Below are 15,333 nucleotides of genomic sequence, written 5' to 3'. Positions count from 1 at the left end.
GAAGAAAGGAGGGAAGACGACAACCCAGGATCAGGAGATATCCACAGGCGAGGCCACCATCAGGTAGCCTTGAGGGCGGGTCAAAATTGAACGATCGCGCTGGGTCAGTTCTCGACGATCTTCAACAGTTCGCCAACCGCTTGACTTCTTTGAGCGTCAAGGCACATCCCAAAACTTCGAGTTCGTCCCCGAGCTTCTGGACGGTCGTTTCATAAACCGCCCCGATAAGATCCATCTGTTCCCGCTCCATCGCGGCGATTTCCGGCGCCCCCATTGCAGGCGGCGGCACAGCCTGCCTAAGCGTTTCCTCAAGCCGCACAAGCGCGGTCGTCACGCGGTAAAAGTGTTCTGCGTCGTGCTTGAGCATTTCCCAAAGGCTGACTAGCCGGGAAGTGGGATGACTCATCTTATCCGTTTCGACAATGGGTACGTCAAAGGGAACATGGCCATTCAAAGGCGGCACGTCGCTGTCCAAGGTATTCGGGGTGATCGACCGGTTCTACGAGGACATCGACCTGTGCCTGGTGCCCGAGTTCGTGGGCGCGGACGCCAAAGGCTTCGACGCGCTGGCCAGCCGGGTCAAACGCGACGCCGCGGTACTCGCGATGCAGCGCCTGTGCGCCGAGAAGACGCGCGAGGAACTGATGCCCGGGCTGGAACGTGCCATCGTGCAGCGCCTGGGCGATGCACCCGCTGGCACATGGCTGCACTACGAGCTTGACGCGGACGCCAAATCGCCGATCGTGTACTTTCGCTACCCGGTCACCCAGCCGGCAGGTTTCCAATACCTGCAGCGCGCAGTGAAGCTGGAGCTGGGAACCTTGACCGACCAGCAGCCCACCGCGCAATACCCGGTGCGCCCGCTGATCGCGCCGGTCTATCCGCAACTGTTCGAAACGTGGAATGCCCAGGTCACCGCGTTGGAACTGCAACGCACGTTCTGGGAAAAGGCGACGATCCTGCATTCGGAATTCCACCGCCCGGCAGGCCAGCCAACGCCCAAGCGCTACGCCCGGCACTACTTCGACATGGTGCGCCTGCTGGCGCACGCGGACGCGCCGCGCTTCCTGGCAGACGCCGAGCAATGCGCACGCGTGGTGAACTGGAAAAGCCGCGTGTTCGCGCGCGGCTGGGCCCGATACGACCTGGCGCGCCCCGGCAGTTTCCGGCTCGTGCCGCCGTCGCAAAGACAGGCCGCGCTCGCGCTGGACTACGCACAGATGCGGGCGATGTTCATGTCCGAGCCGCCGCCATTTGCGGAGCTGATGGACCGGCTGGCACAAGCCGAAGCCACGCTCAACAAAGCCTGATACGCGGCAAGCATCAACGGCCCGCGCCGCCTGCTCACGCGCGCGAGATCGCGCCTTTCGACAGGCTCAGGGCGAACGGGATGATTCAGCAATCACCGCCCGCTCCACCACCCGGTCGTCGCCCAGCACGATCAGCGAGAACAGCAGTTCGTCCAGCGACGCCGCGTGCGCCGTCTTGCGGGCAAGCAAGGGCGTGGCTGCCGGATCGAGCACGACGAAGTCCGCTTCGCACCCCGGCTGGAGGTTGCCGACGACGCCATCCAGCCCCAGCGCGGCGGCGGCGCCGGCCGTGTGCTGCCACCACAGTTCCTGCGGCGACAGCGACAGCCCCGCTTTCGTGCGCCCTTCGCGGCCGACGTAGTAGGCCGCCAGCATCGTGTGGAACGGGCTGAAGCTGGTGCCCCCGCCCACGTCGCTCGCCAGCCCGTAGCGGAACCCCGCGCGCTTCGCCGCCGCGTAGTCGAAGAAGCCGCTGCCGAGGAACAGGTTGCTGGTGGGGCAGACGGCGGCGGCCGCGCCGGTGTCGTGCATCAGCGCGCGGTCCTCGTCGTCGAGGTGGATGCAATGGGCGTAGACGGCGCGCCCGCGCATCAGCCCGAACTGACGGTACACGTCCAGGTAGCTGCGCGCCGCCGGGAACAATTGCCGCACCCACTCCACCTCGTCGAGGTTCTCGGCCACGTGCGACTGGATCCAGACGTCCGGATACTTCGCCGCCAGCTCGCCGGCGCCACGCAACTGCGCCTCGCTGCAGCTCGGTGCGAAGCGCGGGGTGATCGCGTAACCGAGTCGCCCGCGGCCATGCCAGCGCGCGATCAGCGCCTCGGTGTCGGCGAGCGACTGCCCGGTCTCGTCGCGCACGCCGTCGGGGCAGTGCCGGTCCTGCAGCACCTTGCCGGCGATCATGCGCATGCCGCGGCGCTGCGCCTGCGCCAGCAGCGCGTCGACCGACTCGGGATGCGAAGTGCCGAACGCCAGCGCCGTCGTGACGCCGTGCCGCAACAGCTCGTCGACGAAGAAGGTCGCGCGCTCGGCCGCATGGGCTTCGTCCGCAAAGCGCGATTCGTGCGGAAACGTGTAGTCCTCCAGCCAGGGCAGCAGGCCTTCGGCCGGCGAGCCGATCACGTCGGTCTGCGGAAAGTGGATGTGCAGGTCGATGAAACCGGGCGCGATGATGCGTCCCGGCAGGTGCTCGACGGGCACCCCCGGATGGGCGGCCGCCACCGCCGCATGAGTTCCGACCGCGTGCACGACCTGCTGCCCGTTCGTGCCCGGACCGACCACGAGCAGTCCGTCCTGTTCGTACACGGCCGCGCCGTCGCCGGCAAAGCGCAGGATCGCGGCGCGGAAAGCCTTCATCGCGTGATCTTGCCCTGGACGCCTTCGACCAGCCAGTCCATGGCGAGGATCTGCTCGTCGCTCGGGACCTGGCCCTTGGCGACCACTTCCCTGCCGGCGTTGTCCCTGATCGGCCCGAGGAAGGGGTGCAGCCGGCGCCGGGCGATCTCGCTCTGGCGCTTGATCACCTCGTCCTGGACCGCCTTGGGCACCTTGGCGCCGAAGGAGCCGGCCCGCACCATCGCCTTGTCGACGCCGGCCCAGACGTTGGCCGGCTGCCAGGTGCCGGCCAGCACGGCCTGCACGCGGCTGACGTAGTAGTCGCCCCAGTGGTGGGTGACCGCGACGATCTGGGCATCGGGGGCGATCTTGCGCATGTCGGAGTGGTAGGCGACCGCCATCTTGCCGCGTTCCTGCGCAGCCGTCATGACCGCCGTGGAGGCGGTGTGGAACGACACCACGTCCGCATTCTGGTTGAACAGCGTCAGCGCCGCCTCGCGCTCGCGCGCCGGATCGAACCACGTGTTGAGCCAGATCACCTTGACCTGGGCCTGCGGATTCACCGAGCGCATGCCGAGCGTGAAGGCGTTGAGGCCCTGCAGCACTTCGGGAATGGGGAAGCCGGCAACGTAGCCGGCCACGCCGGTCTTCGTCATGCGGCCGGCCGCGATGCCGGCCAGGTAGCGGCCTTCGTAGTAGCGCGCGTTCGCGACCGAGACGTTGGATGCCGTCTTGTAGCCGGTGATCGACTCGAACTTCACGTCCGGAAATTCCTTCGCCACCTTCAGCGTCGGTTCCATGTAGCCGAAGCTCGGCGTGAAGATCAGCTTGTTGCCTTGCCGCGCCAGGTCGCGGATGACCCGTTCGGCATCCGGACCCTCCGGCACGTTCTCGACGAAGGTGGTCTTGACCTTGCCGCCGAACGCGGCATCGACGGCGCGGCGCCCCTGTTCGTGCTGCTGCACCCAGCCGGCCTCGGTGACCGGTGCGACATAGACGAACGCGACCTTGAGCGGCTCGGCGGCGGCCGCGGGGGCGGACAAGAAGGGAGTGGAAAAACAGCAGGCGGCCAGCAGCGCGGCAGCGAGGTTTTTGTACATGGTGTTCCTCTACATGGCCCGGAAGGAAAAAGAAATCAGGCGGCCGGGCGCCGCCTGAGGTCGACTATTTTACGGGGCGCCGGTTGGGTCCTGCTGGAACCGGGCGAACACCGCGTCCAGCCGCTCGACGTAGCGCTGCTTGAGTTCCGGCGGCGCGAAGCTCGCCTCGAAGCTGTTGCGCGCCAGCTGGTACGCGTGCTGCGCCGTCAGGCCGACGGCCTCGTGCAACTGCACGAAGTTGTCGTTGATGTAGCCGCCGAAGTAGGCCGGATCGTCCGAGTTGACGGTCACGGCCAGCCCCGCCTCCAGCAGCTGCTTGAGGTTGTGGTCTGCCAGTTTCGGGAACACGCACAGCTTCAGGTTCGACAGCGGACACACGGTGAGCGCGATGCGGTCCTGCTTGAGGCGCTCCATCAGCGCCGGGTCCTTCGAGGACTGCACGCCGTGGTCGATCCGTTCCACCTTCAGCAGGTCGAGCGCGGTCCAGACATAGGCCGGCGGACCCTCCTCGCCGGCGTGCGCCACCAGGTGCAGGCCCAGTTCGCGGCATTTCGCGTAGACACGGGCGAACTTCTCGGGCGGGTGGCCGACTTCGCTGGAGTCGAGCCCGACGCCGATGAACTTGTCGCGATGCGGCAGCGCCTGCTCCAGCGTATCGAACGCTTCGGCCTCGCTCAGGTGGCGCAGGAAGCACAGGATCAGTTCGGCGTCGACACCAAGTTCGGTGCGCGCCTGCCGGCACGCCCGGTACAGGCCGTTCACCACCGTCCCCATCGCCACGCCGCGCGCGGTGTGGGTCTGCGGGTCGAAGAAGATGTCGGCGCGCAGCACGTTGTCGGCCCTGGCGCGCTGCAGGTAGGCCCACGCCATGTCGAAGAAGTCCTGCTCGTGCAGCAGCACGCTGGCGCCGGCGTAATAGATGTCCAGGAAGCTCTGCAGGTTGCTGAAGGCGTACGCGCGGCGCAGTTCGTCGACGCTCGCGTACGGCAGTTTCACGCCGTTGCGCGCCGCCATCGCGAACATCAGTTCGGGCTCCAGCGAGCCTTCGATGTGGATGTGCAGTTCGGCCTTGGGCATGCGGCGCAGCAGTTCGGGCAGGCGGTCGGCAGGAATGCTCGGGATCGTGTACATCTGGATTGGCTCCAGGTCGGATTCTGTGCCGCTCTGGCCCGGGTTGTGTGCGACGGAGCTGTGCGTCAGTACGTGAAGTTCACCGTGGCCGTCGTGCTCCCTGTCGCGCCGCCCAGATAGGCGGACTGCATCATTGTCGGCCGGTTCGGGGCGCTGACCTCCACCCCGTGCCAGCCGGTCAGGCGGCTGTCCCGCCGGAAGTCGAACGCGGCGGCGCCGGCCTGGAAATCGGCCCTCACGTACCCGTCGATCGGCACGCGCAGCCGGTAGCGGCCGTTGGTGGGATCGACCGCGCGGTTCGTGGTCTCGATCGGGCTGATGTAGCACGGGCTATGGCGGGTCACGCAGTCATCGATCAGCGACGTCATTGCGCGGACGTCGGCCCCGGTCACGGGCACGGACATCGTCGAGCCGTCGAGCGACACCGAGTTGGCCGTGACGCTGCCAGTGATCTCGCCCATCGGGGACGACGGGGGTGCAATCGCAGTCGAGGTGCCGTTGATGACCGTCGTGGCCGTTCCCACCGGCACGTTCGTCACCACGGCCATGGCGTGCGCTTCCGACGTCACGACCAGCGTGTAGGTGCCCGCCTGCAGGTACGGAATGCTGAAGAACCCGGTCCCGTCGGGCGACGTCGAGCGCACCGTGGTGCCATTCTGTTGCGCCGCGACGGTCGTGCTCGACAGCGACAGCGTGGTCGTGAGATAGCCTGCGATGCCACTGGCGATCCGCGGCACTACCGAGAGCACGGGCTTCAGGATAAACGTGCCCGAATTTCCGGCCGGCACCACCGACCGGCAGGCGTCGAAGTCAAGCAGCAGGTCCGCCGTTTGGCCGGGCGCCACGCCCAGGTCGGCGCGCAGCTTCAGCCCGCTCTGCATCGTGCTCGGGGTCTCCAGCGGCCGCTCGGTGCCGTCATGGCTCCGCACTGCGTTCACCATGGCACCCGGACCGGTGCCGGCGTTCTCAGCGAGCACCAACCGCAGCAGCCGGTACTGCCCGGCAGCCAGCGGCAGCGTACCAAGCTCCTGCAGCACACCGTTGGACAGGCGCGCGAGGACGATGCGCTGCGGGGTCGGCAGCGCCAGCTCGGTCCAGCCGAGGTCCGCCTCGTCAGCCGTCGCGCTCCCGTGCAAACGAAGCTTTTCAACGGTGACGTACACATGCTGGTAGCAGCTCGGCGCGTCCGTGAGCGCCAGCCGCAGTGCGCCGTCTGGAGGGTGTGCGGAACCGCCTCCGCAGGCGGCCAGCACCGCAGCGGCTCCCAATGCCGCGATCCAGCGCAAGGCGTTCGACCAGCGGCGCCCACTCGATGTGTCGGTCATCCTTCGTTCCTCCTGCGATGCCGGGAAAGCTGACGCTGACCTGCCCCTTCGTTCCATGCGTGGCGGCGAGAAGGGAAGCACTACGAGAAAAGGCGCAAACAAAAGGCGTGGCTCGCCGCGCCTTTTGTGTGACCGCGGCCGCTTACTTCTTCCCGTCCGCGCCCGGCACCTTGCCTTCGACGCCCTTGACGAAGAAATTGACGCCGCCCAGGAACTTGTCGTCGGCGACGGCGTCCTTGGCCAGCACTTCCTTGCCGGCGTTGTTGACGATCGGGCCCTTCCAGATCACGAAGCTGCCGTCCTTCAGGCCGGCCTTCACGTCCTCGACCTTCTTCTTGATGTCGGCCGGCACGTCGTCGGCGATCGACACGAAGTCGATGGCGCCTTCCTTGACGCCCCACCAGGCCTGGCCGGTCGTCCACTTGCCTTCCAGCGCGTCCTTGGCCGCCTTGATGTAGTACGGGCCCCAGTTGATGACGGCCGAACCCAGGTGCGCCTTGGGACCGTAGGCGGTCATGTCGCTGTCCCAGCCGAAGGCGCGCTTGCCCTTGTCCTGCGCCGTCTTCAGCACGGCCGGCGAATCGGTGTTCTGCATCAGCACGTCGGCGCCGCCGTTGATCAGCGAGGTCGCGGCCTCGGTTTCCTTCGGCGGGTCGAACCACTTGTTGACCCAGACCACCTTGGTCTTGATCTTCGGGTTGACCGACTGCGCGCCCAGCGTGAAGCTGTTGATGTTGCGGATCACCTCGGGGATCGGCACCGAGCCGACCACGCCCAGCGTGTTGCTCTTGGTCATGGCGCCGGCGATCACGCCGGCCATGTACGCGCCTTCGTAGGTGCGGCTGTCGTAGGTGCGAAGGTTCTCCGCCGTCTTGTAGCCGGTGGCGTGCTCGAACTTGACGTCCTTGTGGTCGGCGGCCACCTTCATCATCGGCTCCATGTAGCCGAAGGTCGTGCCGAAGATCAGCTTGTTGCCCTGGCCGGCCATGTCGCGGATCACGCGCTCGGCGTCGGCCGACTCGGGCACGTTCTCGACGAAGCTGGTGACGACCTTGTCGCCCAGTTCCTTCTCCATCGCCTTGCGGCCGTTGTCGTGGGCGAAGGTCCAGCCGCCGTCGCCCACCGGGCCGATGTAGGCGAAGGCGATCTTCAGCGGCTCGGCCTTGGCCGGCGCCGGTGCGGCCGCGGGTGCGGCGGCCGGGGCCGGGGCGCTGGCGGTGGTCGCCGACGCCGGCGGCTCGCTCTTGCCGCAGCCAACGAGGGCCGCCGACGCGACCGCCGTCAAGGCAGCCAGCTTCAGCATCGAACGTTTCTTCAGGTCCATCGGTGAGTCCTTCTCCGGGGTGGTTGTTGCTGTCGGGAAACGCCGATTATGAGCCGGGATAGAAGGGTTTTCCAAGCGAGGCCGGCATGTTGACGCGGATCCAGGCCGGGTTGCGGGAGATCAGGGCCAGCACCACGATGGTCGCCAGGTACGGCAGCATGGTGAGGAACTGGCTGGGCACCTCGGTGCCGGTGGCCTGGAAGTGGAACTGCAGCATGGTCACGCCGCCGAACAGGTAGGCGCCCAGCAGCACCCGCCCCGGCCGCCACGTGGCGAAGGTGGTGAGTGCCAGCGCGATCCAGCCCTTGCCGGCGACCATGCCTTGCACCCACAGCGGCGTGTAGATCACGGAGATGTAGGCGCCGGCCAGCCCGCACAGCGCGCCCCCGGCCACGACGGCCGCCAGCCGGATGCGGCGCACCGGGTAGCCCAGCGCATGCGCCGACTCCGGCGACTCGCCGACCGAGCGCAGCACCAGCCCGGTGCGCGAGCGATAGAGGAACCACACCAGCCACAGCACCAGGGCAATGGTGAAATACACCATCGGGTGCTGGCGGAACAGCGCCGGGCCGGCGAGCGGGATGTCCTGCAGCCAGGGGACCGCGAACTGCATGCGTTCCGGCAGTTTCTCCTGGACGTAACCGATGCCCACGAAAGCCGAGAAGCCGGCGCCGAACAGGCTCAGCGCCAGCCCGGTGGCGTACTGGTTGGTGTTGAGCCAGATCGCCAGCAGGCCGAAGATCGCCGCCAGCAGCGCGCCGGCGCCCATGCCGGCGGCAAAGCCGATCCAGTCGCTGCCGGTGTGCACCACGGCGGCGAAGCCGGCGATGGCGGCGCACAACATGATGCCTTCGGCGCCGAGGTTGACGACACCCGCCTTCTCGTTGATCAACAGGCCCAGCGCAGCGATCGCCAGCACGGTGCCGGCGTTGAGGGTGGCCGCGACGAGGAGTGCGTATTGGTCCATCAGACGCCCCCTCGCGCGCGGCCGGGCCAGTGGGTCCAGCGCACCCGATAGGCCATCAGCGTGTCGCAGGCCAGCAGGCTGAACAGCAGCAAGCCCTGGAACACGCCGGTCAGCGAATTGGGCAGGCCCAGCCGCGACTGCGCCAGTTCGCCGCCGATGTAGAACATGCTCATGAGGACGGCCGAGAACACCATGCCGAATGGATGCAGCCGCCCCACGAAGGCGACGATGATCGCGGCGAAGCCGTAGCCGGCGGGGATGTACGGCGTCAGCTGGCCGATGGGCCCGGCCACTTCCAGCGCGCCCGCCAGGCCGGCGACGCCGCCCGACGTGAGCAAGGCCAGCCACAAGGCGCGGCGCGACGAGAAGCCCGCGTAGCGCGCGGCGGCGGGCGCGAGACCGCCCACCTGCTGGGCGAAGCCGGCCCGCGTGCGGAACAGGAAGATCCACAGGCCGACGACGCCGGCCAGCGCGATCAGCAGGCCGACCGTCATGCGCGATCCCGTCATCAGCCGCGGCACCTGCGTCACCGCTTCGAAGGTCTTGCTCTGCGGGAAGTTGTAGCCGCCCGGGTCCTTCAGCGGCCCGAACACCAGGTAGCTCAGGATCTGCTCGGCGACGTAGACCAGCATCAGGCTGACCAGGATCTCGTTGGCGTTGAAGCGGTCGCGCAGCAAGGCCGTGATGCCGGCCCAGGCCATGCCGCCGGCCAGCCCCGCCAGCAGGATCGGCAGCACGATCCAGCGCGATGTGTCCTTGCCGGCCAGCAGCGCCACGGCGCCGGCCAGCACCGCCCCGATGATGAACTGGCCCTCGGCGCCGATGTTCCACACGTTGGAGCGGAAGCACACGGCCAGGCCCAGCGCGATCAGCAGCAACGGCGTGGCCTTGACCATCAGTTCGCCCAGGGCATACGGCGAGCGGATCGGCTCCCAGAAGAACACCTGCAGGCCGCGCACCGGGTCCTTGCCAAGCGCCATGAACAGCAGCACGCCGATCACGACGGTGATGACCAGCGCGAGCAGCGGCGAGGCCAGGCTCCAGGCACGCGACGGCTCGGGGCGCAGTTCAAGCTTCAGCATGCTGCGCCTCCGGTGCCGGGTGGATCTCGTGACCCGGCCACAACCCGCTCATCCACTCGCCGATCAGGGACACGCTGGCCTGCGCGCGCGGAATCGACGGCGACAGCCGCCCCTTCGCCAGTACGTGCAGCCGGTCGGAAATCTCGAACAGCTCCTCCAGTTCCTCGCTGACCACCAGCACGGCGCAGCCGGCGTCGCGCAGCGCCAGCAGTTCGCCGCGGATCTGGGCGGAGGCGCCCACGTCCACGCCCCAGGTCGGCTGCGAGACGATCAGCAGTTTCGGGCGGGCGTCGATCTCGCGGCCAACCAGGAATTTCTGCAGGTTGCCGCCGGACAGCGACCGGGCCAGGGCGTTGGGCCCGCCCGCCTTCACGTTGAAGCGCCGGATGATGTCCGCGGCCTGCGCCTGCAGCGCCTTCAGGTCGATCCAGCCGCTGCGCGTGACGGCTTCGGTGCGCGTGAGCATCAGGTTGTGCGCGAGTCCCAGCGTCGGCACCGCGCCGCGGCCCAGCCGGTCCTCGGGCACGAAATGCACGCCGATGTGGCGCCGGTGCGCGGGCCCGAACCGGCCGACCGGCCGGCCCGAGACCTGGATCATCGCGGGCTGCGCGCGCCGGTCCTCGCCCGACAGCGCATACAGCAGTTCGCGCTGGCCATTGCCGGAGACGCCGGCGATCCCGACGACCTCGCCGGCGCGCACGTCCATCGAGATGCCTTCCAGGTCGACGCCGAACTGGTCTTCGCGCGGCAGCCGCAGCCGGTCCACCCGCAGCACCACGTCGCCGGGCTGCCGGTCATGGTGTTCCAGGGCCGGCGGCTCCGCGCCGATCATCATGCGGCTGAGCGAGGCGTTGGTCTCGCCCCGCGGGTCGCAGACGCCGGTCACCTCGCCGCCGCGCAGCACGGTGCAGGCGTTGCACAGCTCGCGGATCTCGTGCAGCTTGTGGCTGATGTACAGGATGCTGCAACCCTGGGCCGCCAGCTTCCTGAGCACCACGAACAGCCGCTCGACGGCCTGCGGTGTCAGCACCGAGGTGGGCTCGTCCAGGATCAGCAGTTTCGGGTCGGTGAGCAGCGCGCGAATGATCTCGACCCGCTGCATCTCGCCCACCGACAGCGTGTGCACCGGCCGCAGGGGATCGACGTCGAGGCCGTACTCGGCAGCCTTGGCCGTGATGCTGCGCGTGACGTCGCGCAGGCCCATGCTCTTGCCGACGCCGAGCCACACGTTCTCGGCCACGGTGAGGGTGTCGAACAGGCTGAAGTGCTGGAACACCATGGCAATGCCCAGCGCCCGCGCCTCGTTGGGACTGCGGATCTGCACCGGCTGGCCGTTCCAGAACAGCTCGCCTTCGTCCGGCATGACCGAGCCGTAGATGATCTTCATCAGCGTCGACTTGCCGGCGCCGTTCTCGCCGAGGACCGCGTGGGTCTCGCCCGGCTGGACGGTGAGCGACACGTCGTTGTTGGCGACGACCGAGGGGTAGCGCTTGGTTATGTGCGCGAGCTGGAGGCGGGGGCTGCTCAAGCAACGGCCTCCACTGGCGGCGGGGGCGGCGTGGGCGTGCCCGCCGCGGCTCGCAGGGCGACGGCGTTCGGCATGCGGCAGGGCGCTCGATGACTCATTCTTGACTGCATTGTTGACAGGCGTGGGATCATGGGCGCTCGGCCCGGCCCGGCACGCCCGGAAATCCACCATACTGCCTCCCATGGAAGGCAGGACGATCCGATTCATCCGGCGCGGCGAACTCGTCGCGCTGAGCAATGTACCACCCACGCGCACGCTGCTGGAACTGCTGAGGGAGGATCTGGCGGCCACCGGCACCAAGGAAGGTTGCGGCGAAGGGGACTGTGGCGCGTGCACCGTCGTGCTCGGCGAGCTGGAGGGGCCGGGCGACGCCCCGCGCATCCGCTACCGCGCGATCAACGCCTGCATCCGGCTGGCGCATTCGATCGACGGCCTGGCGCTGTGGACCGTGGAAGACCTGGCGGGCCCCCAAGGTGAGTTGCATCCGGCGCAGGAGGCGATGGTGCAGTGCCACGGCTCCCAGTGCGGCTTCTGCACGCCCGGCTTCGTGATGAGCCTGTTCGGCATGTACCAGAACCATGTCGCGCGGGGCAATCCCGTCACCCGCGAGCTGGCGCAGCAGGAGCTGTCAGGCAACCTGTGCCGCTGCACCGGCTACCGGCCGATCCTCGATGCAGCGCAGGCGATGGCGCAGTTGCCGGCCGTGGCCGTGGACGAGGTCGCGCTGGTGGCGCAGTTGCAGTTGCTCCAGCGCGAGGCCTCCTCCAATGTTTGCTACCTGGCGCCGGCGAGCCTGGACGGACTCCTTGCCGCCCGCGCCCGGCATCCGCACGCGCAACTGGTGGCCGGCTGCACCGACGTCGGCCTGTGGGTGACCAAGATGCACCGCGAGTTCGCGCAGGTGCTCGACGTCACGCGCGCCGCCGAACTGCGCCGGGTCGACACGCAAGGGGACCGGCTGCGGATCGGCGCGGCCGTGACGCTGGCCGATGCCTTCGATGCCCTCGTCGCCGAGCGGCCGGAGCTGGCGACCTTCGCCGCGCGGTTCGCCGGCCTGCCGGTGCGCAATTCGGGAACGCTCGGCGGCAACATCGCCAACGGTTCGCCGATCGGCGACTCGATGCCGCTGCTGATCGCCTTGCGCGCGACGATCGTGCTGGCCAGCACCCGCGGCGAACGCGAGCTGCCGCTGGAGGATTTCTACGCCGGCTACCGCCAGACCGTGCTCGCGCCCGACGAGGTGCTGGTGTGGATCAAGGTGCCGCTGGCCAGCCCCCTCCCCAGCCCTCCCCCAAGGGGGGAGGGAGTGACTTCCTCTCCCTCCCCCGCCGCCGTGGGCGCCACGGTAGTTGCTCCCTCCCCCGCTGGGGGAGGGTCGGGGTGGGGGCTGCTGCGCGCCTACAAGATCTCCAAGCGCTACGACGACGACATCTCCGCCGTGTGCCTGGTGATCGAGATGCGCCTCGACGGCCGAGGCGTGGTGGCGGACATCTCCATCGGCGCCGGCGGCGTCGCGGCAACGCCGGCGCGGGCGCGACGCACCGAGGACCTGTTGCGGGGGCAACCCTGGACCGAGAACGCGGCGCAGCAGGCGGCGACGATGCTGCGCCAGGAATTCCAGCCGATCTCCGACATGCGCGCCTCCGCCGCCTACCGGTCGCAGGTGCTGGGCAACCTGGTGCGGCGGTTCTGGCTGGAAACGCAAGGGACCGAGCACATCAACCTGGAGCGGGTCATTCCGGAACTGGCGCCGCAAGCCGCGGGGAGCGCCGCATGAACATGCGCGCCACCGAATTCACGTCGGCCACCGGCGGCGGCCCGGCCGGCCCCGCCGACGCGGGCGAGCGCAACCTCGCGCCGGCGACGCAGTCGCCGCACCGCGCGACCTCGGGCGGGCCGGCCTGCGGCGTCCCCCGGCCGCACGAGAGCGCGCGCGCCCAGGTGGCCGGCAGCGCGACCTACGTCGACGACATTCCGGAGGTGAAAGGCACGCTGCACGCCGCCCCGATCCTGTCCACCGTGGCGCATGGCCGCCTGCTCGCCGTCGACGCCTCCGCCGCACTGGCGATGGCCGGCGTGCGCGGCGTGGTGCTCGCCGACGACATCCCGGGCGACCCGGTGCTGGCGACCTTCGTGCACGACGAACCGGTGTTCGCCCGCGAGACGGTGAATCACGTCGGCCAGGTGATCGGCATCGTGGTCGCCGACAGCGTCATGCAGGCGCGCCGCGCCGCCCGGCAGGTGCAGGTGCAGATCGAACCGCTGCCGGCCGTCCTCTCGCCGCGCGAGGCGCACGCCGCCCAAAGCTATGTGCTGCCCCCGGTGACCGTGCGGCGCGGCGAGCCGGAAGCCGCGCTGGCGCGCTCCGCCCACCGGCTCTCGGGACAGCTCGAGGTGGGCGGGCAGGAGCATTTCTACCTGGAGGGCCAGGTCGCCTACGCCCTGCCGCTGGAGCAGGACCAGTGGTACATCCACTCCAGCACCCAGCACCCGGGCGAGGTGCAGCACTGGGTGGCGCACGCGCTGGGCCTGGAGAACAACGCTGTGACGGTGGAGTGCCGGCGCATGGGTGGCGGCTTCGGCGGCAAGGAAACGCAGGCCGGCCACATGGCGGTGTGGGCGGCCCTGGCGGCGCGCAAGTTCGGCCGGCCGGTCAAGCTGCGGCTGGACCGCGACGACGACTTCCTGATCACCGGCAAACGCCATCCGTTCGCCTACGACTGGGAGGTGGGTTTCGACGACGCGGGCCTCGTGACAGCGCTGAAACTCACCATGCTCGCCAACTGCGGCTTCTCGGCCGACCTGTCCGGACCGGTCGCGGACCGCGCCGTGTTCCACGTGGACAACGCTTATTTCCTCTCCGACGTCGAGATCGCCTCGTACCGCTGCAAGACCAACGTGCAAAGCCACACGGCGTTTCGCGGCTTCGGCGGCCCGCAAGGCGTGATCGCGATCGAGGCGATCCTCGGCGACATTGCGCGGCACCTCGGGCTCGATCCGTTCGACGTGCGCATGCGCAACCTCTACGGCATCGAGGAGCGCAATGTCACCCACTACCGCATGAAGGTGGAGGACAACATCCTGCACCCGCTGCTGGCGAAGCTGGAGCAGACCTCGCAGTACCGGCAGCGGCGAGCCGCGATCGCCGCGTGGAACGCGAACAGCCCCGTCATCAAGCGCGGCATCGCCGTCACGCCGGTCAAGTTCGGCATCAGCTTCACGGCGACCTTCTTCAACCAGGCCGGCGCCCTGGTGCACGTGTTCACCGACGGCAGCGTGCAGGTGAACCACGGCGGCACCGAGATGGGCCAGGGGCTGCACACCAAGATCATGCAGCTGGTGGCCGACGAACTGGGCGTGCCCTTCGAGCGGGTGCGCGTCACGCCGACCGAGACGGGCAAGGTGCCGAACGCCTCGGCCACCGCGGCCTCCAGCGGCACCGACCTCAACGGCCGCGCCGCGCAGTTCGCCGCGCGCAACATCCGCGACAACCTGGCGGCATTCGTCTGCGGCCTGGACGGCTGCGGCGCCGGCGCCGTCACCTTCCGCGGCGGCGAGGTGATCACGCCCAGCACCACGCGCAGCTTCGACGAGGTGGTGAAGGCCGCCTACGCCAACCGCATCCAGCTGTGGAGCGACGGCTTCTACCGCACGCCCAAGATCCACTACGACAAGACGACGCTGACGGGCCGCCCGTTCTACTACTTTGCCTACGGCGCGGCGTGCAGCGAAGTCGCCATCGACACGCTGACGGGCGAGAGCCGGGTGCTGGCGATCGACATCCTGCACGACGTCGGCACCTCGATCAATCCGGCCATCGACATCGGCCAGATCGAGGGCGGCTTCATCCAGGGCGTCGGCTGGCTCACCACCGAGCAGTTGGTGTGGAACGGCGAGGGCCTGCTCACGACGCACGCGCCCAGCACCTACAAGATCCCGGCGACCGGGGACGTGCCGGAACATTTCCGCATCGAGCTGTGGCCAGAGCCGAACCCGGAGGACAACGTCTTTCGCAGCAAGGCCGTCGGCGAGCCGCCGTTCATGCTGGCGATCAGCGTGTGGGAGGCCTTGCGCGAAGCGGCCAGCGCCGCGCTGGCCGGCGGCGCCGTGCGCATGGATGCGCCGGCGACGCCGGAGAACGTGCTGCGGGCGGTAACGGGGTCGTTGCCGGGCGGGTGAAAACCAATACCGGACGCAGAGTCTTCTGCGTCCGGCTGTCCGCTCCCGC

The 15,333-nt window shown here is 68.7% G+C and carries 12 protein-coding genes; 3 read left to right on the top strand and 9 right to left on the bottom strand.

The window, feature by feature from the left end; genetic code table 11:
* Positions 1 to 121: 121 nt before the first annotated feature.
* Positions 122 to 475: a hypothetical protein gene (locus RAMLITH_RS19965; protein WP_168108987.1), complete on the bottom strand. Its 354-nt coding sequence runs from the start codon at positions 473 to 475 to the stop codon at positions 122 to 124.
* Positions 476 to 485: 10 nt separating this feature from the next.
* Here RAMLITH_RS19965 and RAMLITH_RS19960 point away from each other — a divergent pair, with 10 nt between their 5' ends.
* Positions 486 to 1,310 carry a nucleotidyl transferase AbiEii/AbiGii toxin family protein gene (locus RAMLITH_RS19960; RefSeq protein ID WP_337786183.1) on the top strand — a complete coding sequence of 275 codons (825 nt, stop codon included), beginning with the start codon at positions 486 to 488 and terminating at the stop codon, positions 1,308 to 1,310.
* A 66-nt stretch (positions 1,311 to 1,376) separates the two neighbouring features.
* On the opposite strand, the gene guaD is transcribed toward RAMLITH_RS19960, so the two are convergent.
* From guaD to RAMLITH_RS19920, 8 genes are all read right to left on the bottom strand, one after another.
* Positions 1,377 to 2,669, bottom strand: coding sequence for a guanine deaminase (gene guaD / locus RAMLITH_RS19955; RefSeq protein ID WP_168109205.1), 1,293 nt, complete (start codon positions 2,667 to 2,669; stop codon positions 1,377 to 1,379).
* Positions 2,666 to 3,748, bottom strand: coding sequence for a BMP family ABC transporter substrate-binding protein (locus RAMLITH_RS19950; RefSeq protein WP_168109204.1), 1,083 nt, complete (start codon positions 3,746 to 3,748; stop codon positions 2,666 to 2,668). The genes guaD and RAMLITH_RS19950 overlap by 4 nt, the downstream gene beginning before the upstream one ends.
* 69 nt (positions 3,749 to 3,817) lie before the next feature.
* On the bottom strand, positions 3,818 to 4,879 hold the full coding sequence (locus tag RAMLITH_RS19945) for an adenosine deaminase (protein WP_168109203.1): 1,062 nt from the start codon (positions 4,877 to 4,879) through the stop codon (positions 3,818 to 3,820).
* 65 nt (positions 4,880 to 4,944) lie between these two features.
* Positions 4,945 to 6,204, bottom strand: coding sequence for a DUF4382 domain-containing protein (locus RAMLITH_RS19940; protein WP_168109202.1), 1,260 nt, complete (start codon positions 6,202 to 6,204; stop codon positions 4,945 to 4,947).
* Between the two features lie 142 nt (positions 6,205 to 6,346).
* Complete coding sequence (locus RAMLITH_RS19935) at positions 6,347 to 7,528, bottom strand: BMP family ABC transporter substrate-binding protein (protein ID WP_168109201.1); 1,182 nt, start codon at positions 7,526 to 7,528, stop codon at positions 6,347 to 6,349.
* A 46-nt stretch (positions 7,529 to 7,574) separates the two neighbouring features.
* A complete protein-coding gene (locus RAMLITH_RS19930) occupies positions 7,575 to 8,495 on the bottom strand; it encodes an ABC transporter permease (protein ID WP_168109200.1) in 921 nt (306 codons plus the stop codon).
* Positions 8,495 to 9,577, bottom strand: coding sequence for an ABC transporter permease (locus RAMLITH_RS19925; RefSeq protein WP_168109199.1), 1,083 nt, complete (start codon positions 9,575 to 9,577; stop codon positions 8,495 to 8,497). Before RAMLITH_RS19925 ends, RAMLITH_RS19930 begins: the two co-directional genes overlap by 1 nt.
* The gene (locus tag RAMLITH_RS19920) at positions 9,564 to 11,105 is read right to left on the bottom strand and encodes an ABC transporter ATP-binding protein (RefSeq protein ID WP_181017797.1); all 1,542 of its coding nucleotides are present in this window, start codon (positions 11,103 to 11,105) and stop codon (positions 9,564 to 9,566) included. The genes RAMLITH_RS19925 and RAMLITH_RS19920 overlap by 14 nt, the downstream gene beginning before the upstream one ends.
* Before the next feature lie 181 nt (positions 11,106 to 11,286).
* Between RAMLITH_RS19920 and RAMLITH_RS19915 the strand changes: the two genes are divergently transcribed.
* Both RAMLITH_RS19915 and xdhB read left to right on the top strand, forming a co-directional pair.
* Entirely contained in the window at positions 11,287 to 12,882 is a 1,596-nt protein-coding gene (locus tag RAMLITH_RS19915) for a xanthine dehydrogenase small subunit (protein WP_168109197.1), read from the top strand.
* Positions 12,879 to 15,284, top strand: a complete 2,406-nt coding sequence (xdhB, locus tag RAMLITH_RS19910) for a xanthine dehydrogenase molybdopterin binding subunit (RefSeq protein WP_168109196.1) — start codon at positions 12,879 to 12,881, stop codon at positions 15,282 to 15,284. Before RAMLITH_RS19915 ends, xdhB begins: the two co-directional genes overlap by 4 nt.
* Positions 15,285 to 15,333: the final 49 nt, after the last annotated feature.

This window comes from Ramlibacter lithotrophicus, assembly GCF_012184415.1.
Taxonomy (GTDB): Bacteria; Pseudomonadota; Gammaproteobacteria; order Burkholderiales; family Burkholderiaceae_C; genus Ramlibacter; species Ramlibacter lithotrophicus.
Note: the sequence above shows the minus strand (reverse complement) of the source record. Positions and strands in the feature narration are given on the sequence as shown.